The organism is Candidatus Flexicrinis affinis (assembly GCA_016716525.1).
Lineage (GTDB): Bacteria > Chloroflexota > Anaerolineae > Aggregatilineales > Phototrophicaceae > Flexicrinis > Flexicrinis affinis.
Genome location: JADJWE010000009.1, coordinates 448,920 through 466,223, shown reverse-complemented (window position 1 = coordinate 466,223; position 17,304 = coordinate 448,920). Strand labels below are relative to the sequence as shown.

General features: G+C 64.0%; 15 protein-coding genes and 2 pseudogenes. 14 read left to right on the top strand and 3 right to left on the bottom strand.

Going from position 1 to position 17,304, the window contains the following annotated elements; all coding sequences use genetic code 11:
• Nucleotides 1-4: 4 nt before the first annotated feature.
• On the bottom strand, nt 5-532 hold the full coding sequence (locus tag IPM16_21230; protein ID MBK9125628.1) for a DinB family protein: 528 nt from the start codon (nt 530-532) through the stop codon (nt 5-7).
• A gap of 134 nt (nt 533-666) precedes the next feature.
• Here IPM16_21230 and IPM16_21225 point away from each other — a divergent pair, with 134 nt between their 5' ends.
• The 10 genes and pseudogenes from IPM16_21225 (at nt 667) to IPM16_21180 (ending at nt 12,108) form a co-directional block, all read left to right on the top strand.
• Nucleotides 667-1,215 carry a GNAT family N-acetyltransferase gene (locus tag IPM16_21225; GenBank protein ID MBK9125627.1) on the top strand — a complete coding sequence of 183 codons (549 nt, stop codon included), beginning with the start codon at nt 667-669 and terminating at the stop codon, nt 1,213-1,215.
• Nucleotides 1,216-1,544: 329 nt separating this feature from the next.
• Nucleotides 1,545-3,098, top strand: a pseudogene (locus IPM16_21220) (phosphoribosylformylglycinamidine synthase).
• A 390-nt stretch (nt 3,099-3,488) separates the two neighbouring features.
• Nucleotides 3,489-4,475: pseudogene (locus IPM16_21215) on the top strand (phosphoribosylformylglycinamidine synthase).
• A 537-nt stretch (nt 4,476-5,012) separates the two neighbouring features.
• Entirely contained in the window at nt 5,013-5,969 is a 957-nt protein-coding gene (gene purQ, locus IPM16_21210) for a phosphoribosylformylglycinamidine synthase I (protein MBK9125626.1), read from the top strand.
• Entirely contained in the window at nt 5,966-7,366 is a 1,401-nt protein-coding gene (purB, locus tag IPM16_21205; GenBank protein ID MBK9125625.1) for an adenylosuccinate lyase, read from the top strand. The genes purQ and purB overlap by 4 nt, the downstream gene beginning before the upstream one ends.
• Before the next feature lie 60 nt (nt 7,367-7,426).
• Entirely contained in the window at nt 7,427-7,804 is a 378-nt protein-coding gene (locus IPM16_21200) for a GxxExxY protein (protein ID MBK9125624.1), read from the top strand.
• Nucleotides 7,805-7,878: 74 nt separating this feature from the next.
• Nucleotides 7,879-8,838, top strand: coding sequence for a phosphoribosylaminoimidazolesuccinocarboxamide synthase (locus IPM16_21195; protein ID MBK9125623.1), 960 nt, complete (start codon nt 7,879-7,881; stop codon nt 8,836-8,838).
• A gap of 138 nt (nt 8,839-8,976) precedes the next feature.
• Nucleotides 8,977-10,485: an amidophosphoribosyltransferase gene (locus IPM16_21190; protein MBK9125622.1), complete on the top strand. Its 1,509-nt coding sequence runs from the start codon at nt 8,977-8,979 to the stop codon at nt 10,483-10,485.
• Nucleotides 10,486-10,514: 29 nt separating this feature from the next.
• On the top strand, nt 10,515-11,096 hold the full coding sequence (locus IPM16_21185; protein ID MBK9125621.1) for a M23 family metallopeptidase: 582 nt from the start codon (nt 10,515-10,517) through the stop codon (nt 11,094-11,096).
• A gap of 163 nt (nt 11,097-11,259) precedes the next feature.
• Nucleotides 11,260-12,108 (top strand): transposase, encoded by an 849-nt coding sequence (locus tag IPM16_21180; protein ID MBK9125620.1) that lies wholly within the window; start codon nt 11,260-11,262, stop codon nt 12,106-12,108.
• Nucleotides 12,109-12,156: 48 nt separating this feature from the next.
• Here the strand turns inward: IPM16_21180 and IPM16_21175 are convergent, their stop codons facing one another.
• Both IPM16_21175 and IPM16_21170 read right to left on the bottom strand, forming a co-directional pair.
• A complete protein-coding gene (locus IPM16_21175; protein ID MBK9125619.1) occupies nt 12,157-12,570 on the bottom strand; it encodes a CoA-binding protein in 414 nt (137 codons plus the stop codon).
• Nucleotides 12,571-12,580: 10 nt separating this feature from the next.
• Nucleotides 12,581-13,765 carry a WXG100 family type VII secretion target gene (locus IPM16_21170; GenBank protein MBK9125618.1) on the bottom strand — a complete coding sequence of 395 codons (1,185 nt, stop codon included), beginning with the start codon at nt 13,763-13,765 and terminating at the stop codon, nt 12,581-12,583.
• A 109-nt stretch (nt 13,766-13,874) separates the two neighbouring features.
• Here IPM16_21170 and IPM16_21165 point away from each other — a divergent pair, with 109 nt between their 5' ends.
• The 4 genes from IPM16_21165 (at nt 13,875) to IPM16_21150 (ending at nt 17,146) form a co-directional block, all read left to right on the top strand.
• Nucleotides 13,875-14,207, top strand: coding sequence for a hypothetical protein (locus tag IPM16_21165; protein ID MBK9125617.1), 333 nt, complete (start codon nt 13,875-13,877; stop codon nt 14,205-14,207).
• Nucleotides 14,208-14,230: 23 nt separating this feature from the next.
• Entirely contained in the window at nt 14,231-15,151 is a 921-nt protein-coding gene (locus IPM16_21160; GenBank protein MBK9125616.1) for an aminoglycoside phosphotransferase family protein, read from the top strand.
• A 75-nt stretch (nt 15,152-15,226) separates the two neighbouring features.
• Entirely contained in the window at nt 15,227-15,619 is a 393-nt protein-coding gene (locus IPM16_21155) for a FixH family protein (GenBank protein ID MBK9125615.1), read from the top strand.
• 3 nt (nt 15,620-15,622) lie between these two features.
• Complete coding sequence (locus IPM16_21150) at nt 15,623-17,146, top strand: FesM (protein MBK9125614.1); 1,524 nt, start codon at nt 15,623-15,625, stop codon at nt 17,144-17,146.
• The last annotated feature ends 158 nt before the right edge of the window (nt 17,147-17,304 follow it).

Sequence of the window (17,304 nt, the reverse complement as noted above, 5' to 3'; positions counted from 1 at the left end):
GCATCTACGCAAGTGGGTCTCTACTCCATGTCGGATAGTCGGCGGTCTGCACGCCGTGTTGCCCGAGCATCAGGTTGATCTGTCCGGCGTGTTCCTGCACGTGGCGCAGGTTGTAGATCAGCAGCTCGAGGAAGGTCGGTTCGCCCCACGGGAACCAGCAGCGCCGCTGCGCCATCTCGCCGGTCAGCGACCGGATTGTCTGCTTGCATCGCTGTCGACAGCCGCGCAGATAGTCCAGCAGTTCGACCTTCGTGTAAACGCGCTCCGGCAGCGGGCCGTCGTCATATTGCTCGATCAGCGTAAACGGCGCGGGCGGCACAAACCCGTCTTCGCTGCCGGTGAGGTACAGGTCGAGCCAGAACATCGCGTGATAGGCGACGTACCACACCTCCGAAAAGACCGGGCTTTTCGCGCCGGTGTCCCACATCGAATGGCGCCACAGCCGGTCGGGGCAAGCCGTGACGGTGCGTTCCAGATAATCGATGACCGCGCCGAACTGCCGCCAGATGCCCGCCTTGGATTCATCGTCCATGTCCGCCTCCCCGTCGATTCTGAACGGGTGTAGTGTAACGCGCAGTCCCGGCCTGCGACCCATCACCGAGTTTGACGCCGCGGCCAATCTCGCCGTAGAGTCAACTACGCATTGAATCGCTGGGAGTTCTGGCCGTGAACGTCAAGCCGCTGACTTCGATCGACCGCGACGCGCTTCGACACGTCATCACCGGCTACGAGTCGGATGGGGTGTATCGGGTGACGTGGCACGAGTCCGACGACCGCGTGATGTTCCAGCTTGACCTCGAGCCGCTGCCCGCGCCATATGTCAAACGGTTCGACCTCGAAGATCGGGACTACTACGACGCCATCGTGCGCGATGGCCACTCGTTCGGCGCGTATGATGGGGATGTGCTGGCCGGTATCGGGCTGGCAGACGTCCATCTGTGGAATCGCACGTTCTGGATTCACGAACTGCATGTCGTCCCGGCGCATCGGGGGCGCGGTATTGGACGGGCGCTGATCGAGGCGCTGGCGCAACGAGCCACAACCGTCGAGTGCCGCACGATGATCGTAGAGACGCAGAACACCAACGTGCCGGCGATTCGCTTCTACCGGCGAGTCGGATTTCGGATCGAGGCCGTCGACGTCTCGTTGTACACGAATAACGACCTCACCGACGGAGAGGTCGCGGTGTACATGAAACGTCAACTCACGGCATAGACAGGCTGGGAATCGACACGTCGGCGGGCATTCCAGGGTACTCACTGCGGCCATTCTCATGTAACGTTGTGCGCTGAAATCCGCCGCACGTTCAGGGGGTTCATACGGTGCAGATCACCCGTATCGAGGTTCGTCCGCGCATTCCCTCCAGCAATCGTCGTCTTGTCGACGCTGCACACCAACTCGGCTTCCCCACCCTCACCGCGTGCACTGTCACGCGGCTGTTTTTTGTATCCGGCACGCTCACGGATGACGGCGCACATCGACTCGCCGGTGCACTGCTCACCGATCCGGTGACCGAAACGTACACACTGGGTGTATCGCCCGCGATGGAGGGCACGCGCTTGGTCGAGCGTACGCTGCTCCCGGGAGTCACCGACGCCGTCGCCGACAGCCTGAAGCACGCGGCGGGCCTGATCGGCGTGCCCGTCGAGCAAGCTGCCACCGGTGAACGCTACGAACTCTCCGGCGACCTGACCGACTCCGATATCGACGCCATCGCGCGCGGGGTGCTGGTCAACACTGTCATCCACCGCGTCAGCCTCGGTACGGCGATCAGCGCGCCGTTTGTCGCGGTCCAGCCCACCGACGACACGGTCGAGACGATCCCCGTCCGCGGGCTCTCCGACGATGCCCTGCTCAACTTGAGCAAAGACCGGCGGCTCTCGCTCGATCTCAATGAGATGCGCGCGATCCAGGCCTACTACGAGGAAATCGTACGCGACCCGACCGACGCCGAACTCGAGATGCTCGCGCAGACGTGGTCGGAACACTGCGTCCACAAGACGTTCCGCGCCAAAATCACCTACACCGGTCCGGCGCACGGCGCATCGCCGCACAGTCCACCGGTCACGCAGGAGATCGACGGCCTGCTCAAGACGTACATCCGCGCGGCAACCGACCAACTTGCCAAGCCGTGGGTGCGCTCGGCGTTCGTCGACAACGCCGGGATCGTCGCCTTCGATGACAAATTCGACGTGGCGTTCAAGGTCGAGACGCACAACCGCCCATCCGCGCTGGAGCCGTTCGGCGGGGCAAACACCGGCGCCGGTGGCGTGATCCGCGACGTGTTGGGCGTCAGCGCGCGCCCGATCGCCAATACCGACGTGCTGTGCTTCGGCCTGCCCGACACACCGATGGACGCGCTGCCGCACAACGTCTTGCACCCGCGCCGGATTATCGAAGGCGTCGTCCACGGCATCGAAGACTACGGCAATAAGATGGGCATCCCGACGGTCAACGGCGCGGTGCATTATCATCCCGGCTACACGGCCAATCCGCTGGTCTTCGCCGGATGCGTCGGGCTGGTCCCGCGCGGATCGCACCGCACCGAAGCGGAGCCCAACGACCTGATCGTCGTGATCGGCGGACGTACCGGCCGGGACGGTTTGCGCGGCGCGACGTTCAGCAGCATGGAGATGGACACGTCGACCGCCCAGCTTTCCGGCGGCGCGGTGCAGATCGGCAACCCGATCGCCGAAAAGCAGGTACAAGAGGTCGTGCTCAAGGCGCGTGATGCTCAACTTTACACGGCCATCACCGATTGCGGCGCCGGCGGGCTTTCCAGCGCGGTGGGCGAGATGGGCAAAGACCTCGGCGCGCGCGTACAGCTTGCCGACGTACCACTCAAGTACCCGGGTCTGCGGCCGTGGGAAATCTGGCTAAGCGAGGCGCAGGAGCGCATGGTGCTGGCGGTTCCGCCGGCCCACTGGGACGCATTTACCGCCATATGCGCGGCCCACGATGTCGAGGCCGTCGCCATCGGCACCTTCGCGCCGACCGGTCAGCTCGAGCTGTTCTACGGCGATAAGCCGGTCGGGAACGTCAGCATGGCGTTCCTGCACGGCGGCATCCCGCGGCGGGAGTTGGCGGCGGAGTGGGAAGCCCCCTCTCCCCCCGACCCCCTCTCCCTCAATGGGAGAGGGGGAGAAACCCACGCCGACTCGGGTGGCGGATCTGGTCCTCAAGAGGCGAAGAGACGGAACCGTGCCCGTGACTTCGCTCAAAGGCCGGAACGGCAGATTGCTGTTCCTGAACGCTTTCAGAAAGTAATGTTGGAAATCGCGCGGACGTTGCGCAAGGAACGAACCCGGAGCGAAGACATTCTATGGCAAGCTCTACGGCGTAAGCAGTTCGCCGGCCTCAAGTTTCGCCGTCAGCAGGCGATTGGCGCTTTCGTGCTTGACTTCTACTGTCCGGAATTGATGCTCGCGATCGAGGTGGACGGATCGATACACGACGAACAAGTCGAAGCAGATCGCCTTCGGCAGGAAATCATCGAGGAAACTGGAATTCGATTTGTTCGGGTAACTGCTGAAGACGTAGAGCTTCGCCTCAACCACGTTCTCAATACGATTCGCCGCGCTGCATTTCCCCCTCTCCACTTGAGGGAGAGGGGGTCAGGGGAAGAGGGGGTTATTGCTGCCACCCTCCTCGCCCTGCTCGCCCACCCCACCATTCGCAGTAAGGCCGACGTCATCCACCGCTACGACCATGAGGTCGGCACCGGCACGGCGATCAAGCCGCTGGTCGGACGTGGCGCGGGCCCCGGCGATGCCGCGGTGATCGTGCCGCAGGACACCCTCACCCCTAACCCCTCTCCCTCAGGGAGAGGGGAACCGATCCCCCGCGCCATCGCTCTATCTGTCGGGCTGTGCCCGCAGTACACCGCGCTTGATCCGTACGCAATGGCATGGGCAGCGGTCGACGAGGCGGTGCGCAACGCCGTCGCCGTCGGCAGCGATCCCGACACCATCTCCATCCTCGACAACTTCAGTTGGGGCAACACGCAGCTCCCCGACCGGCTCGGGTCGCTCGTGCGCTGCGCGCAGGGGTGCTATGACGCGGCGCTGGCGTACGGGACACCGTTCGTCAGCGGCAAAGACAGCCTGAACAACGAATACATCGGGCTGGACGGCGAACGGCACAGTATCCCCGGCACGCTTGTGATCTCTGCGCTGGGCATCGTACCGGATGCCGAGGAAACCGTCACAAGCGACTTCAAGCATGCCGGCGACCTCGTCTATCTGATCGGTGAGACCGAGCCGGACGAGCTTGGCGGGAGCCTGTACGAAGAACTCACCGGCGACAGCGGAATCGTCCCGCAGCCTGTGCGCGACGCGGTCGAACGGTATCGTCTGCTGCACCGCGCCATGCGCGCGGGTTATGTCACAGCCGCGCACGATTGCAGCGAAGGCGGTCTGGGCGTCGCGCTGGCCGAGATGTGCATCGGCGGGCAGATCGGCGCGGAGATTCAGCTCGTCGACAGCGACCCCGACGCGCTGTTCTGCGAGTCGCAGGGCCGCATCGTCGTCGCGGTCGATCCCGCGCTCGCGGCGGACTTTGAGGCGGTGATGGGAGTGCATGCGGCGCGTATCGGCACGGTGGGTGGCGACTCGCTCGTCCTCGTCGGCGAGTCGATTGCCGTGGAGGTCTTGGCGGCGGCATGGGGCGCAGCGCCCCTCACCCCGCAAACCAACTCAGCCCTCACCCCCGCCCCCTCTCCCTCAGGGAGAGGGGATCCCGGCATGCCGGACCCGGAGTTTCGCGATATGGCGTCGCAAGCGATGGTGTACATCGCGCGTGACCTTCGCCAGCGTGAGACACGGGCCGAGGATATGCTGTGGGAGTGTCTGCGTAATCGCAGGCTCGGCGGCTTGAAGTTCCGCCGCCAACATCCCATCGCGCGCACAACCTATGTGGCGGACTTCCTTTGCTACGAGGCACGGACGATCGTCGAAGTGGACGGTCCTATCCATGCTGACCGCCAAGAGGCCGATAACGATCGCCAGCACGATATCGAAGCGTTGGGGTATATCGTCCTTCGCTTCTCGAACGAGCAGGTCTTCAATCAGACCCGTGAGACGCTTGCCTCCATCGCGGAGACCTGTATTCGAACCATAAATCGCGCCCCGAAACCTCCCACCAACGCCGTGCCAGATTCCCCTCTCCCTGAGGGAGAGGGGCGAGGGGTGAGGGCTTCCCGGCTAGGGGGTGAGGGGCTGCACATCCGTCCCAAACCCATCCTCCTCCTGCACGCCACCGGCACCAATCGCGACCGCGACGCCGCGCTGGCCTGCGAACTTGCCGGCGGTGCCCCGGAAATCGTCACCGTGAACCAGCTTGTACGGGGCGAGCGCCACGTGCGCGACTACGCCATGCTGGTGATCCCCGGCGGCTTCAGCTACGGTGACGACCTCGGCGCGGGCGTGCTGTGGGCGCTCGACTTGCGCGAACGCATCCCTGGCATCGAAGAGTTCGTGCGTGCCGGCAAACCGGTGCTCGGCATCTGCAACGGTTTCCAGACCCTCGTGAAATCCGGCCTGCTGCCGGGTCACGCATGGGACGGCGGCGCCCGCTCGGTCACGCTGACCTATAACGAGCGCGGGCGGTTCGAGTGCCGCTGGGTGACGCTGCACGCTAACCTGGACAGTCCGTGCCTCTTTACCGAAGGCCTCGAAGAACCGATCCACGCGCCAATCGCGCACGGCGAAGGCCGCGTGATGGTCGCCGACGAGGCGACCCGCGAACGGCTGTGGGAGGACGGACTGGCGGCGCTGACCTACGGCGGCAGCGACTATCCGGAGAATCCGAACGGGTCGATCGACGCCATCGCCGGGCTGTGCAATCCGGAAGGCAACGTGTTCGGATTGATGCCGCATCCGGAGAACCATATCTTCCCGTGGCAGCACCCGCAGCGTGTGCATGGGTACAGCGGCCTACGCTTGTTCGAGAATGGGATTCGCCGGGCATGACCGACTTCAACCACAGCACATACATCAGCCCGTACACATGGCGCTACGGGTCGGAGCCGATGCGCCGCGTCTGGTCGCTGGAGAATCAGCGCAGGTTGTGGCGGCGGATTTGGGTCGCTTTGGCGGAGGCGCAGCAGCACGCCGGTCTCGTCCGTACCGAACAGGTCGCCGACCTGCGCGCCCATGCCGGTGACATCGACATCGCCCGCGCGCTGGAGATCGAGGCCGAGATTCATCACGACCTGATGGCCGAAGTGCGCACCTATGCCGAACAGTGCGCAGTGGGCGGCGGGATCATCCACCTCGGCGCGACGAGCATGGACATCGAGGACAACGCCGACGCGCTGCGCCTGCGCGACGCGCTCGACCTAATCGTCGCGTCTGTCCGCGACCTGCTGCGCGTCCTCGCCGACAAGATCGACGCCGAAGCCGACCGCGTGTGCATGGCCTTTACCCATCTCCAGCCCGCCGAGCCGACCACCGTCGGCTACCGGCTTGCCAACTACGCGCAAGACCTGTTGGCCGACTACACCGATCTCGTCCAAATCCGCGCCGGGATTCGCGGCAAAGGGTTCAAGGGCGCGGTCGGGACTGGCGCGAGCTATGCCGAACTGCTTCATGGCACCGGCGTAACCCCCTCCGATCTCGAAGCGCGGATCATGCAGTCGCTCGGACTCGACGCGTTCACCATAACCCATCAGACCTATCCGCGCCGACAGGACTGGGCGATCGTCAACGCGTTGGCCTCGGTTGCCATGACCGGCTATCGACTGGCGTTCGACGTCCGTCTGCTGCAGTCGCCACCCTTCGGAGAGTGGGCCGAGCCGTTCGGGGCCAAGCAGGTCGGATCGTCAGCGATGCCGTTCAAGCGCAACCCGATCAACGCCGAGAACGTCGACAGCCTGGCGCGCCTCGTCGCGGCCCTGCCCCGCGTGGCATGGGATAACGCCGCACATCATCTGCTGGAGCGCACGTTGGACGACAGCGGCAACCGGCGCTCCGTGCTGCCCGAGGCGTTCCTCGTCACCGACGAGATTCTGCGCCGGCTGAACAAGATCGTCTCCAATCTGCGCATCGACAGCAACGCCGTCGCGCGCAACTTGCGGGTTTACGGTACGTTTGCGGCGACCGAGCGCGTGTTGATGGAAGCGGCCCGCCGCGGCGGCGACCGGCAGGAACTGCATGAAGTGATCCGCGAGCACAGCCTTGCCGCATGGGATGCCTTGCGCGCCGGTCAACCCAATCCCCTGCCCGATCTGCTGGCGTCGGACGAGCGAATCACGCGCCACGTCGATCCAGCCGCGGTGCGAGACCTGCTCGACGCGTCCGGTCACATCGGTGACGCACCCGCCCGTGCCCGCCAGCTCGCCGCGTCAATCCGCGATGCACTGACGTAGGAAATGAACCACAGAGAACACAGAGAGCACAGAGACTCATGAAGTGCATTGCGACAGAGAATGATCGACGGAATCAACGGGCTTAGCCAACGCGTAATCGGTGCCGCAATTGAGGTTCACCGAGTTCTCGGGCCGGGTTACTTGGAGTCCGTCTATGAAGAGGCGTTGGGAGTCGAACTCGCACAACGAGCGATACCCTATTCACGCCAGCACATCATCAGCCTGAATTACAAAGGTGCGACAATCGGAGAAGCACGTCTCGACTTCCTGATCGATGACAGACTTGTCGTGGAACTCAAAGCCGTTGACGAGTTTCATCCGGTTCACACCGCGCAAGTCATTTCGTACTTGCGTGCCACACGATTGAACCTCGGATTACTCATCAACTTCAACGTGAAGATCCTGAAGACCGGAATCCGCCGTGTCATTCTTGATTAATCCACTCTGCGTTTCTCTGTGTCCTCTGTGATCTCTGTGGTTCAGAATCAGTTCCAACATTCTGAAAGGCCAATATGCACACACATAATGAACTGATCGACGCGATAGCGGATGCGCTGGACGGCGTGGACGTCCCCGGATGGGGTGAACGCATCCGCGGCAAGGTGCGCGACGTCTATACCCACGGCGACGTTCGCGCACTCATCACCACCGACCGGATTAGCGCATTCGACCGCGTGTTGGGCCTGATCCCGTACAAGGGTCAGGTCCTCAATCAACTCAGCCTATGGTGGTTCGACCAGACCCGCGACATCGTCCCCAATCATGTGGTCGCCTCGCCCGATCCGAACGTGACCATCGCCCGCGAAGCGCAGGCGCTGCCGGTCGAAGTCGTCGTGCGCGGATATCTCACCGGCGTGACGTCGACCAGCTTGTGGACGCTGTATCAAGCCGGCGAGCGCCAGCCCTACGGCCTCGAGCTCCCCGAAGGCATGCAGAAGAACGATCCGCTCCCGTCCCCGGTAATCACGCCGACGACCAAAGCCGCCGACGGCGGGCATGATCGTCCGCTGACCCGCACCGACATCGTGGAGGGCATTCTTTCGCCGGAGTTGTGGCATCAGGTCGAACACGCGGCGCTCGCGCTGTTCGAGCGTGGCCAACAGGTCGCGCGGCGCGGCGGCTTGATCCTCGTCGACACCAAGTACGAGTTCGGCCTGATCGACGGCCACCTCACCGTGATCGACGAGATTCACACTCCGGACTCCTCGCGCTATTGGACGGCCGAGTCGGTGGCACCGGGGCAGGAACCGGACAACCTCGACAAGGAGTTCCTGCGCAAATGGTTCGCGGCGCAAGGCTACCGCGGCGATGGCACACCGCCGCCCATGCCGCCTGAATTCGTCGCGCAAGTCGCCGCGCGTTACATCGATGCCTACGAACGCCTCACCGCGTCGGCGTTCCAACCCGCGCCAACTCCGGCAGGCCCGCGGATTTCGGCCGCGCTAACGCGATGGCTTAACCCGCCGCGGTGATTGCTGTGGGTGCGAACAATCGGACCGCGCATGATACAATGGGTGCACCTCGACACATGCCGAACCATTCGCCCCATCCAATCCACCCGTCCGGCTTGACCCTAAAGGCATTCGAACCGCATGACTGAACCGCTTCCGATGAGTCTCGCCGACACGACGCCGTTTGACGATCATCCGAACGAGGAGTGCGGCATCTTCGGTGCCTACGTGCCGGATCGCGAAGCCGCGCGCCTCGCCTTCTTCGCGCTGTACGCACTCCAACACCGCGGTCAGGAGTCGGCCGGCATTGCCACCAGCGATGGGATCACCGCCTATTCGCACAAAGGCATGGGTCTGGTCAATCAGGTCTTCAACGAGGACAACCTGCGCCCGCTGCACGGCCATCTCGCGATTGCCCACAACCGTTACAGCACGACCGGATCGTCGCATGTGCGCAACGCATCGCCGTATCTGATCGAATCGGCCTACGGGCCGCTGGGTGTGGCGCACAACGGCAACCTGACCAATACCGCTTCGCTGCGCGAACAGCTGCTGCATCGCGGCGCCGGCCTGAACAGCACCACCGACAGCGAAGTCGTCACGCTCATGCTGGCCGCGCCACCCGAAGTATGGACGGGCGTGGAACCCGACGTGTCAAGCGAGCAGCTCGACCTGTGGCAGCAGCGTATCCGCGCCTTCATGCAATTGGCCGACGGCGCCTACTCCCTGACCATTCTCACCCGCGACGCGGTGTACGGCGTGCGCGATCCACACGGCCTGCGCCCGCTGTGCATCGGCGAACTGCCCGACGGCGGCTACGTCCTCGCCAGCGAAACGGCGGCGCTGCATACCATCGGCGCAACATTCTTGCGCGAGGTCGGGCCCGGCGAGATCGTCAAGCTGGACGCGTCCGGCATCACATCGGTAGCGGGACGCGCCCCGCAGCAGCGCGCGCTGTGCAGCTTCGAGTACGTGTATTTCGCCCGCCCGGATTCGCGGATGGAGGGCCAGATCATCCACGGCGTGCGCCAGCGCTTGGGCCGCCAGCTCGCCATCGAACAGCCTGCCGACGCCGACATTGTGATCGGCGTGCCGGACAGCGCGGTACCGGCGGCCATCGGCTATGCGGCGCAGATCGGCCTGCCCTACACCGAGGGCCTGACCAAAAATCGGTACATCGGCCGGACGTTCATCCAGCCCGATCAGCAGCTTCGGCGCGATACCGTCCGTCTGAAGTACACGCCGCTGGTGGACAACCTCGCCGGCAAGCGCGTGGTGCTGGTCGACGACTCGATCGTGCGTGGCACGACCTCCGGGCCGTTGGTCGCGCTGATCCGCGATGGCGGCGCGGCCGAGGTGCACGTGCGCGTGTCCTCGCCGGCGGTGCGCCATCCGTGCTTCATGGGCGTCGACATGGCGACCAAGAGCCAGCTCATCGCGCATCGTTTTGACGAACAGCGCATCTGCGAGGAAATCGGCGCGGACAGCCTCGGCTACCTGTCGCTGGAAGGCATGCTGGACGCCATCAACGAAGGTGCGGAACAGCCTAGCGGTCACTGCACGGCGTGTTTCAGCGGGCGCTACCCGATCACTATTCCCGCGTGGCTGTTCGATGAAGACCGTACACCGCAGACCGTCTACGGCCAAGGCATCTGGGCCGAGCGGTAGATGCATTACAGGACGAACGGACGATGCGCATGACGGCAGTCGTCATCCTGGCGGCACTCATCCTTACAACGCTCGGAATCATTCCCGTCGTGGAGTGGCAGAACGTCGATTGCGGCGTCGCGGAGACGCTCGCCTACCCGGTCGACATGGAGCGCTACCAGCTCGTGCAAGGGTTCAGTGTGCCCAGCCCGCGCCATCAAGGGCGCTATCACACCGGTGAGGACTACGCGATTCCCGGCGGCGAGTCGTTGGCCGAACCTGTGCGGGCCATCGGCCGCGGTGTGGTGACATACAGCTATACGCTCGGTTGGGGCCGTGATGCGGGCGTCGTGATCGTCCGCCACACGCTGCCGGACGGCGTGCAGATCCTCAGTCAGTACGGGCACATCAGCGCCACGGACGCGGTGCCGTTTCCGTTGATCGGCACGTGCGTCGAACAAGGTGACGTTCTCGGCGTGATCGCCGACGTGCGCCCGGCCCCCCATGTCCACCTTGAGATCAAGCTGGCCTTGCCCGACGCGCCCGGGCCGGGCTATTCGTGGGTGCTGCCCGAAAACGACGAGCCGCAGTGGCGTATGCCCTCGCGCCTTATCGACGCGTATTCCAATTAGGTTAGACGTGCCGAGTGGTGACTCTCAATCGTTGGGCAGGGATCTTGGTCTCTGCAACTCGTTGCTTGCGGATTGTTGCCGCGGGCGGCAACAATCCGCAGACAAGGGAGTCCAGAGGGCGAAAGCTGCTCTGTTGCAAAGAGAAAAGGGGTAGACTGGAGGGATGAGTAGATCCCGTGAAAGTCGCTACGTCACGTTTGCCCGGATGGCGTTGGAGTTGGCGGAGGCGACACTGCCTCGGTATAGCCATCCCAAGAGCCCTCAGACCTTCACGCTGCCGCAGTTGGCGGTGTGTGTGCTGCTGTCGTATTACCTGGACTTGAGCTATCGCGATACCGAAGAGTGGTTGTTGGCGGCCGGAGAGGTGCGCCAGGTGCTGGGCCTGGTGCGGGTGCCCGACCATAGCACGCTGTTTCGCACCTACCGCAAGCTGCCGTTGGCGCGCTGGCAGGCGATGAGCGACCGCTTGCTCGGGGGGATGGGAGTCAAGGAGGATGTCGTCGCGGTTGACACCACCAGCTTTCGGCTCGAGAACGCTAGCGCCTACTACCGAGCCCGAAGCGGCAAACGCCACTTGGACTGGCTCAAGTGCGGCTATGCCGTCGGCTGCCGAACGCGATTGATTTTGGGCTGGAAAACCGGCAGCGGACGGGCCTGTGCGTCGGATATCCACTACCTGACCCCGCTGCGGCGACAGGCGCGGCGATGGTGTGTGAAAGAGCGTTGGTTTTTGGTGGGGGATCGGGGGTTCGATGGGGTCGCCACCAAGCCCTCCGACATCATCCCCGTCATCAACCGCATGAAACGCCCACCAACCCGACCAGACTTGGTGGCGCGGCGGGAGGCGGTGATGGCAGCCCGCTTGGATGGCATTTACGGACAGCGTTGGCAGGTGGAAACAGTGTACTCGGTCATCAAACGCAAAATGGGAGACACCATCCGCTCGCGCCGCCCACTGCTGCAGCGGCGTGAACCCATCCTTAAGGCCATCGCCTATAACCTCCATGTCTGAGCTGCCGCTCTCATCTTTGCAACAGAGCAGCGCAAGCCCTTTGGAACGTCACTTGCGCTTCGTAATGCCTAAGCGGCGGTGTTCGACAAGAATACAGCGATCCATCACCAGCGGGATGCCGGTGTCGGCGGCGACCTGCGCGGCCTCGGGGTGGGTGACGGTAAGCTGGCCCCACACCGCGCCGGCGTCGACACGCACGGAGTCGCGCACAATGTCGGGGAGATACTCTGCACGCCGAAACACGTCGACGATATCGATCGGCTCTGGCACGCTAGCGAGGTCGGAATAGCACGGTTCGCCGTCGATTTCGGTCAGCGTCGGATTGACCGGATACACGGTGTAGCCGACATCGCGCAGGTAACGGCCAATACGGTAGCTGTCGCGGGCCGGATTGTCGGAATGGCCGACGACGGCGATCACGCGGGCGTTCTCGAGCAAGTCACGCAGTTTGGTGTCGTCCACAGGGCCGAGCCTACGCGAGCTTCGCCAAATCGCTCAGGCTCGCGATCGACGTGATTTGCAAGCCGTCAGGGAAGTTGACCTCCGGCGAGCCGACCGTTGCGATGTTGAGGCCGGAAAGGTCGAAACCCTCGTTGGCGAGCGCGGCGAGCGCTTCGGCGCCAGTGCCGGCAGAAAACGGCGGCAGTACGAGCGTGCCGTCAGGATGCGCCTTGATCCAGTCCATCATCGCCTGCGCTGCCGGGCTGAGCGTAGTCCCGGGCGCCAGTTGGCCGCCGGGGAGCGCGCCCGGTCCGCGCAGAGCGGCATCGGGATCGGGGTTGAATACACCGCTGACCCCGCCACCGCCCGTGGCCTGCGAGGTCTTGACGATGTCGGACGCCAACTGCTGCGGGTCGCCCGCGCCAGCGACGAGGATCGAGGAGTCCGTCGCGCCGGAAACACCCGCGCCGCTGCCGTCAAATTCGGTGAACCACGGCGGGCGCTGCACCGGACCATCCGGCCCGTTGAACGAGTCCGGCAGGCCACCTTGACCGTCGAGCATGTCTTGAACGGGGTTGAAGAACCCGCCACGGCCCATCATGCCGGACAAGCTGTCGCCGGACGAGCCGCCCGCACCGGAGCCATCCGGTGCTCCGCCGGGATTGTTGAGCATCTCTTCGACTTGGTTGAAGAACCCGCCACGCCCCATTCGCCCGGACAGGCTTCCAGTAACCGGGTCTTGACCCATTTCGATCGTGCCTTCAGGCGCTGATCCGGTGGTACCGGGCGCGCCCATGGCGCCGCCCATCCACGCACCGAACCGTTCGAAGAAGCGCGCGCCGAAACCGCCAAACCCCGAACCGCCTCCGATACCGACCGTCCCAAGCGCAAAGCTGGGGATCGTCGACAGGTCCAGATTGCTTTCGAAGCCGTTCGAGATCATCTGATCGGCGTCTTGGATCATTTCAATCGCGCGCAGCAGCGCCCATGCCGTATCGCCGACAGCGTTGTGCAGCTTGCGCAGCGCCGGAATAAGTAAGTTCTCAAGCTCGAACCGGTATTCGTCCGCGCCTTCACCAATCCATGCGCCCTCGTCCATCATGCGCACACAGCGCATCGAACGTTGAAGCATGTCCTCCACTTGTTGTGCATGATCGCGGAAACGCCGCGCCGCTTGTTCGATGTCGTCGTAGTGATAGCGAATGTGATCGTTCATTGTAGGGTCATTTCCTCTCTGGCCCAAAGTCATTATACACAGTTTGCGAAAGCGCGCTTTGTCACGATACAATGACGCACATCTGTTCGGTTTTCTAAGGAAAGCAGTGATGACCGCTCCGACTCCCCCGATGCCGGGTATGTCTCTGTATTTCTTGGCGATCTACACCAAAGGACCGATCTGGTCGCCTGAGTCTACGCCGCAGACCGAGGAAACCCAGCGCGCGCACCTCGCTTACAACGGCACGCTCGCCGAGAACGGCACCTACAAGATCGTCGGGCCGTTCTACGAGCCGCCCGACCCGTGGCGCGGCATGCTGCTGATCAAAGCCAATTCGCTCGATCAGGCCCGGGCGTTGGTCGATGGCGACCCGGCGGTGCAGAGCGGACGCCTGCGCTACGAGATCACCGGCGTGTGGCTGCTCGATGCGCTGTTTGAGTAGGACTCGCGCATGAGGAACGCCCGGTGAGCCTCAGCAAGATGCACGATCATGAAGTCGAGATCGACTCGGATCTCGTGCGGCGCTTGCTGGCCGATCGGTGCCCGCAGTGGGCACACCTGCCGCTTGAGCGCGTCGTGTCGTCCGGCACCGACAACGCGATGTTCCGCCTCGGCGAGGACAAGGTCGTGCGCATGCCGCGCGTCGACTGGGCGGCGCGCATGGTCGAGAAGGAGCACCGCTACCTCGCCACGTTGGCGCCGCGCTTGCCGCTGCCGATCCCGGTGCCGTTGGTCCGGGGTGAACCCGCGTACGGTTACCCGTGGCACTGGTCGGTCAACCCGTGGCTGGAGGGACGGAACGCGTTCGATAGCCCGGTGGCCGACCTTCTGCAAGGCGCCGCCGACCTCGCGCAGTTCGTCCGCGCGCTGCGTCGCATCGACCCGGCGGATGGCCCGGGATACGGCGCGCACAACGTCGGGCGCGGCGAACCCCTCGCCAACCGCGACCCGCATGTACGCGCTGCGCTCGAACAGCTCGATGGCCTGATCGATACCCGCGCGGCCCAACAGGCATGGGAGGAGTCGCTCGTGGCGACTGCATGGGACAGGCCGCCAGTGTGGATTCACGGCGATCTGCTTCCGGGCAACGTGCTCGTGCAGCACGGGCGAATCTCGGCGATCATCGACTTCGGCTGCCTCGGCACCGGAGACCCGGCCTACGACCTCATCCCGGCCTGGAGCTGGTTCGGGCCAGCGGCGCGCTCTGTGTTCAGGGCTGCCGTGGAAGTCGACGACGCGACATGGCTGCGCGGGCGCGGCGTGGCGTTGGCCGTCGCGCTGGTCGCGCTGCCGTACTACAAAGACACCAATTGGATGCTGGCAGACATCGCCCGGTACACGATCGCTCAGGTGCTGGGCGCGGCCTTCGACCGCGCCGCCGACTAGGATCGCTCCTCGCCGCAAAACCGGCGAGTGCTATACTTGTGAACCACGTAACAAATGAACGGGGATGAACCACCGATGACCCGAATGCTCGTGCTGTTAGTCGCGATTACCGTGGCGCTGGTCGGATGCCGCGAGTCGGCGCAAACCCCAACGGCCACGCCTGAAAATGTCCCCCAGATCGATATCGCACTGGAGGCCGAAGCGACCTCGGTCGGCGAGACAGTGCTGATCGTAACCGTCACCGATGCCACCGGCGCACCCGTCGAAGCACAGGAGGTCCGGCTGCGCGGCGATATGGCGCACGCCGGCATGATGCTGGTGCAGGAACAGACGGATAGCGGCGAGGACGGTGTTTACCGCATTCCCTTCGGCTGGACGATGGGCGGCAGTTGGACGGTGACGGTCACCGTCGTGCTGACTGACGGGACGACGGTCGAGGATACGTTCGACTTCGAGATCGACAGCTAAGCCATGACGGCGGTCCCGTCACGCCCCACCCGCGATGTCCTAAGGCTTCCGCTGATGGGGAGGCTGCTCAGGCATCGGAATGGCCGGTTGATCCTGCAAATCCCGTTTCTGTTGTTAGCCGTGCTGCTGATCTACGACGGCTTCACCGGGCCACAGCAGGCCGCTGAGAACCTCGCTACCGTCGTTCCGTGGGTGCATTTCCGCGGCGTCGTGGTAATCGCCCTGCTGCTGTTCGGCAATCTGGTTTGCATGGGCTGCCCATTCACGCTGCCGCGCTCGCTGGCCCGCCGGTTCGCGTCTCCCAAGCGCCGGTTTCCGCGCGTGCTGCGCAACAAGTGGGTCGCCATCGCCAGCCTGATCGCGTTGTTCTTCGCCTATGAATGGCTCAACCTGTGGGCGTCTCCGTTGCTCACCGCGTGGCTGATCGTCGTTTATTTTTCCGCGTCGTTCATCCTCGAACTGCTGTTCGCCGAGTCGCCGTTCTGCAAGTACGTGTGTCCGCTCGGGTCGTTCAATTTCGCTTACAGCAGTGGCGCTCCGCTGATGATCGAGGCCAAAGACCCGGAGGTCTGCAAAGCGTGCGTGGGTAAGGAATGCGTCAACGGCAGCTTTGCGATGACGCCGTTGATTCGCATCGACACCATCCCTGTCGCCGGACAGCCGGATGGCTGGCAGGTGCAGGTCACGCACGACCGAAAAGGCGTACTCGGGTGCGGCACCGAGCTATTCGTCCCGCAGATTCGCTCGAACCTCGACTGCACGCTGTGCCTCGACTGCGCGCGGGCCTGCCCGCACGACAACGTCGCCCTTGCGGCACGCCGTCCCTTCCGCCAGTGGTTTGATCCTGCGGCGTGGCCCAAGCGCTGGGACGTCATCCTGCTCATCGTCGTCCTCGCCAGCGCGGGGATCGTCAACGCTTTCGGCATGATCCCGCCCGTATACGAGGTCATCGGCCGCATCGCCAGCATCTTCGGTCAGGTCGAGAACGGCACGGTCACGCCGCTGGGCGAAGCGATCGCTTTAGTGCTGTTGTTCGGCGTGTTCGCGGTCGCGCTTCCTGCCCTTCTCGTAAAGGGTGCTGCGCGCCTGAGCCGCACGCTCGCGCCGACCAAGTTCACCTATTCCGACCGTGATGTCGCCGCCGCCTTCACGCCGGCATTCGTGCCATTGGGGCTGGCCGTCTGGATCGCGCACTACGGCTTCCACTTTCTGATCGGACTCTTCACCATCGTGCCGGTCGTACAGACGTTCCTGATCGACCACGGTATCACGCTGCTGGGCGAGCCGAACTGGTCGCTGGTGGGGATCACCGACATGACGATCATCGGCATCATTCAGGTCGTCGTGATGGTCGGGGGCATAGGGCTCAGCTTGCTGGTGGCCGAGCGCGCCGCATTCCGGCTCTACAAGCGCAAGGCGATGCCGGGACTGCTGCCGTTCGCGCTGCTGCTGCTGGTGATGATGCTGCTCGCGCTGCTCACCTTCAGCCAACCGATGGAGATGCGCGGGACGGTCTTTTTCGACTAACGGCCTTCACCACTGCCGACGCTGGAATCTGAGCTTCGTAGAAGGAATACAGAGACCACCGAGGACCTGTAGGGGCGAGCCGCTGGCTCGCCCGCCGTGATAGAGTGCGACGGCACTTAGCCCGACCATCGGCGATGCCGCTGCCTCATGCTTGCAGC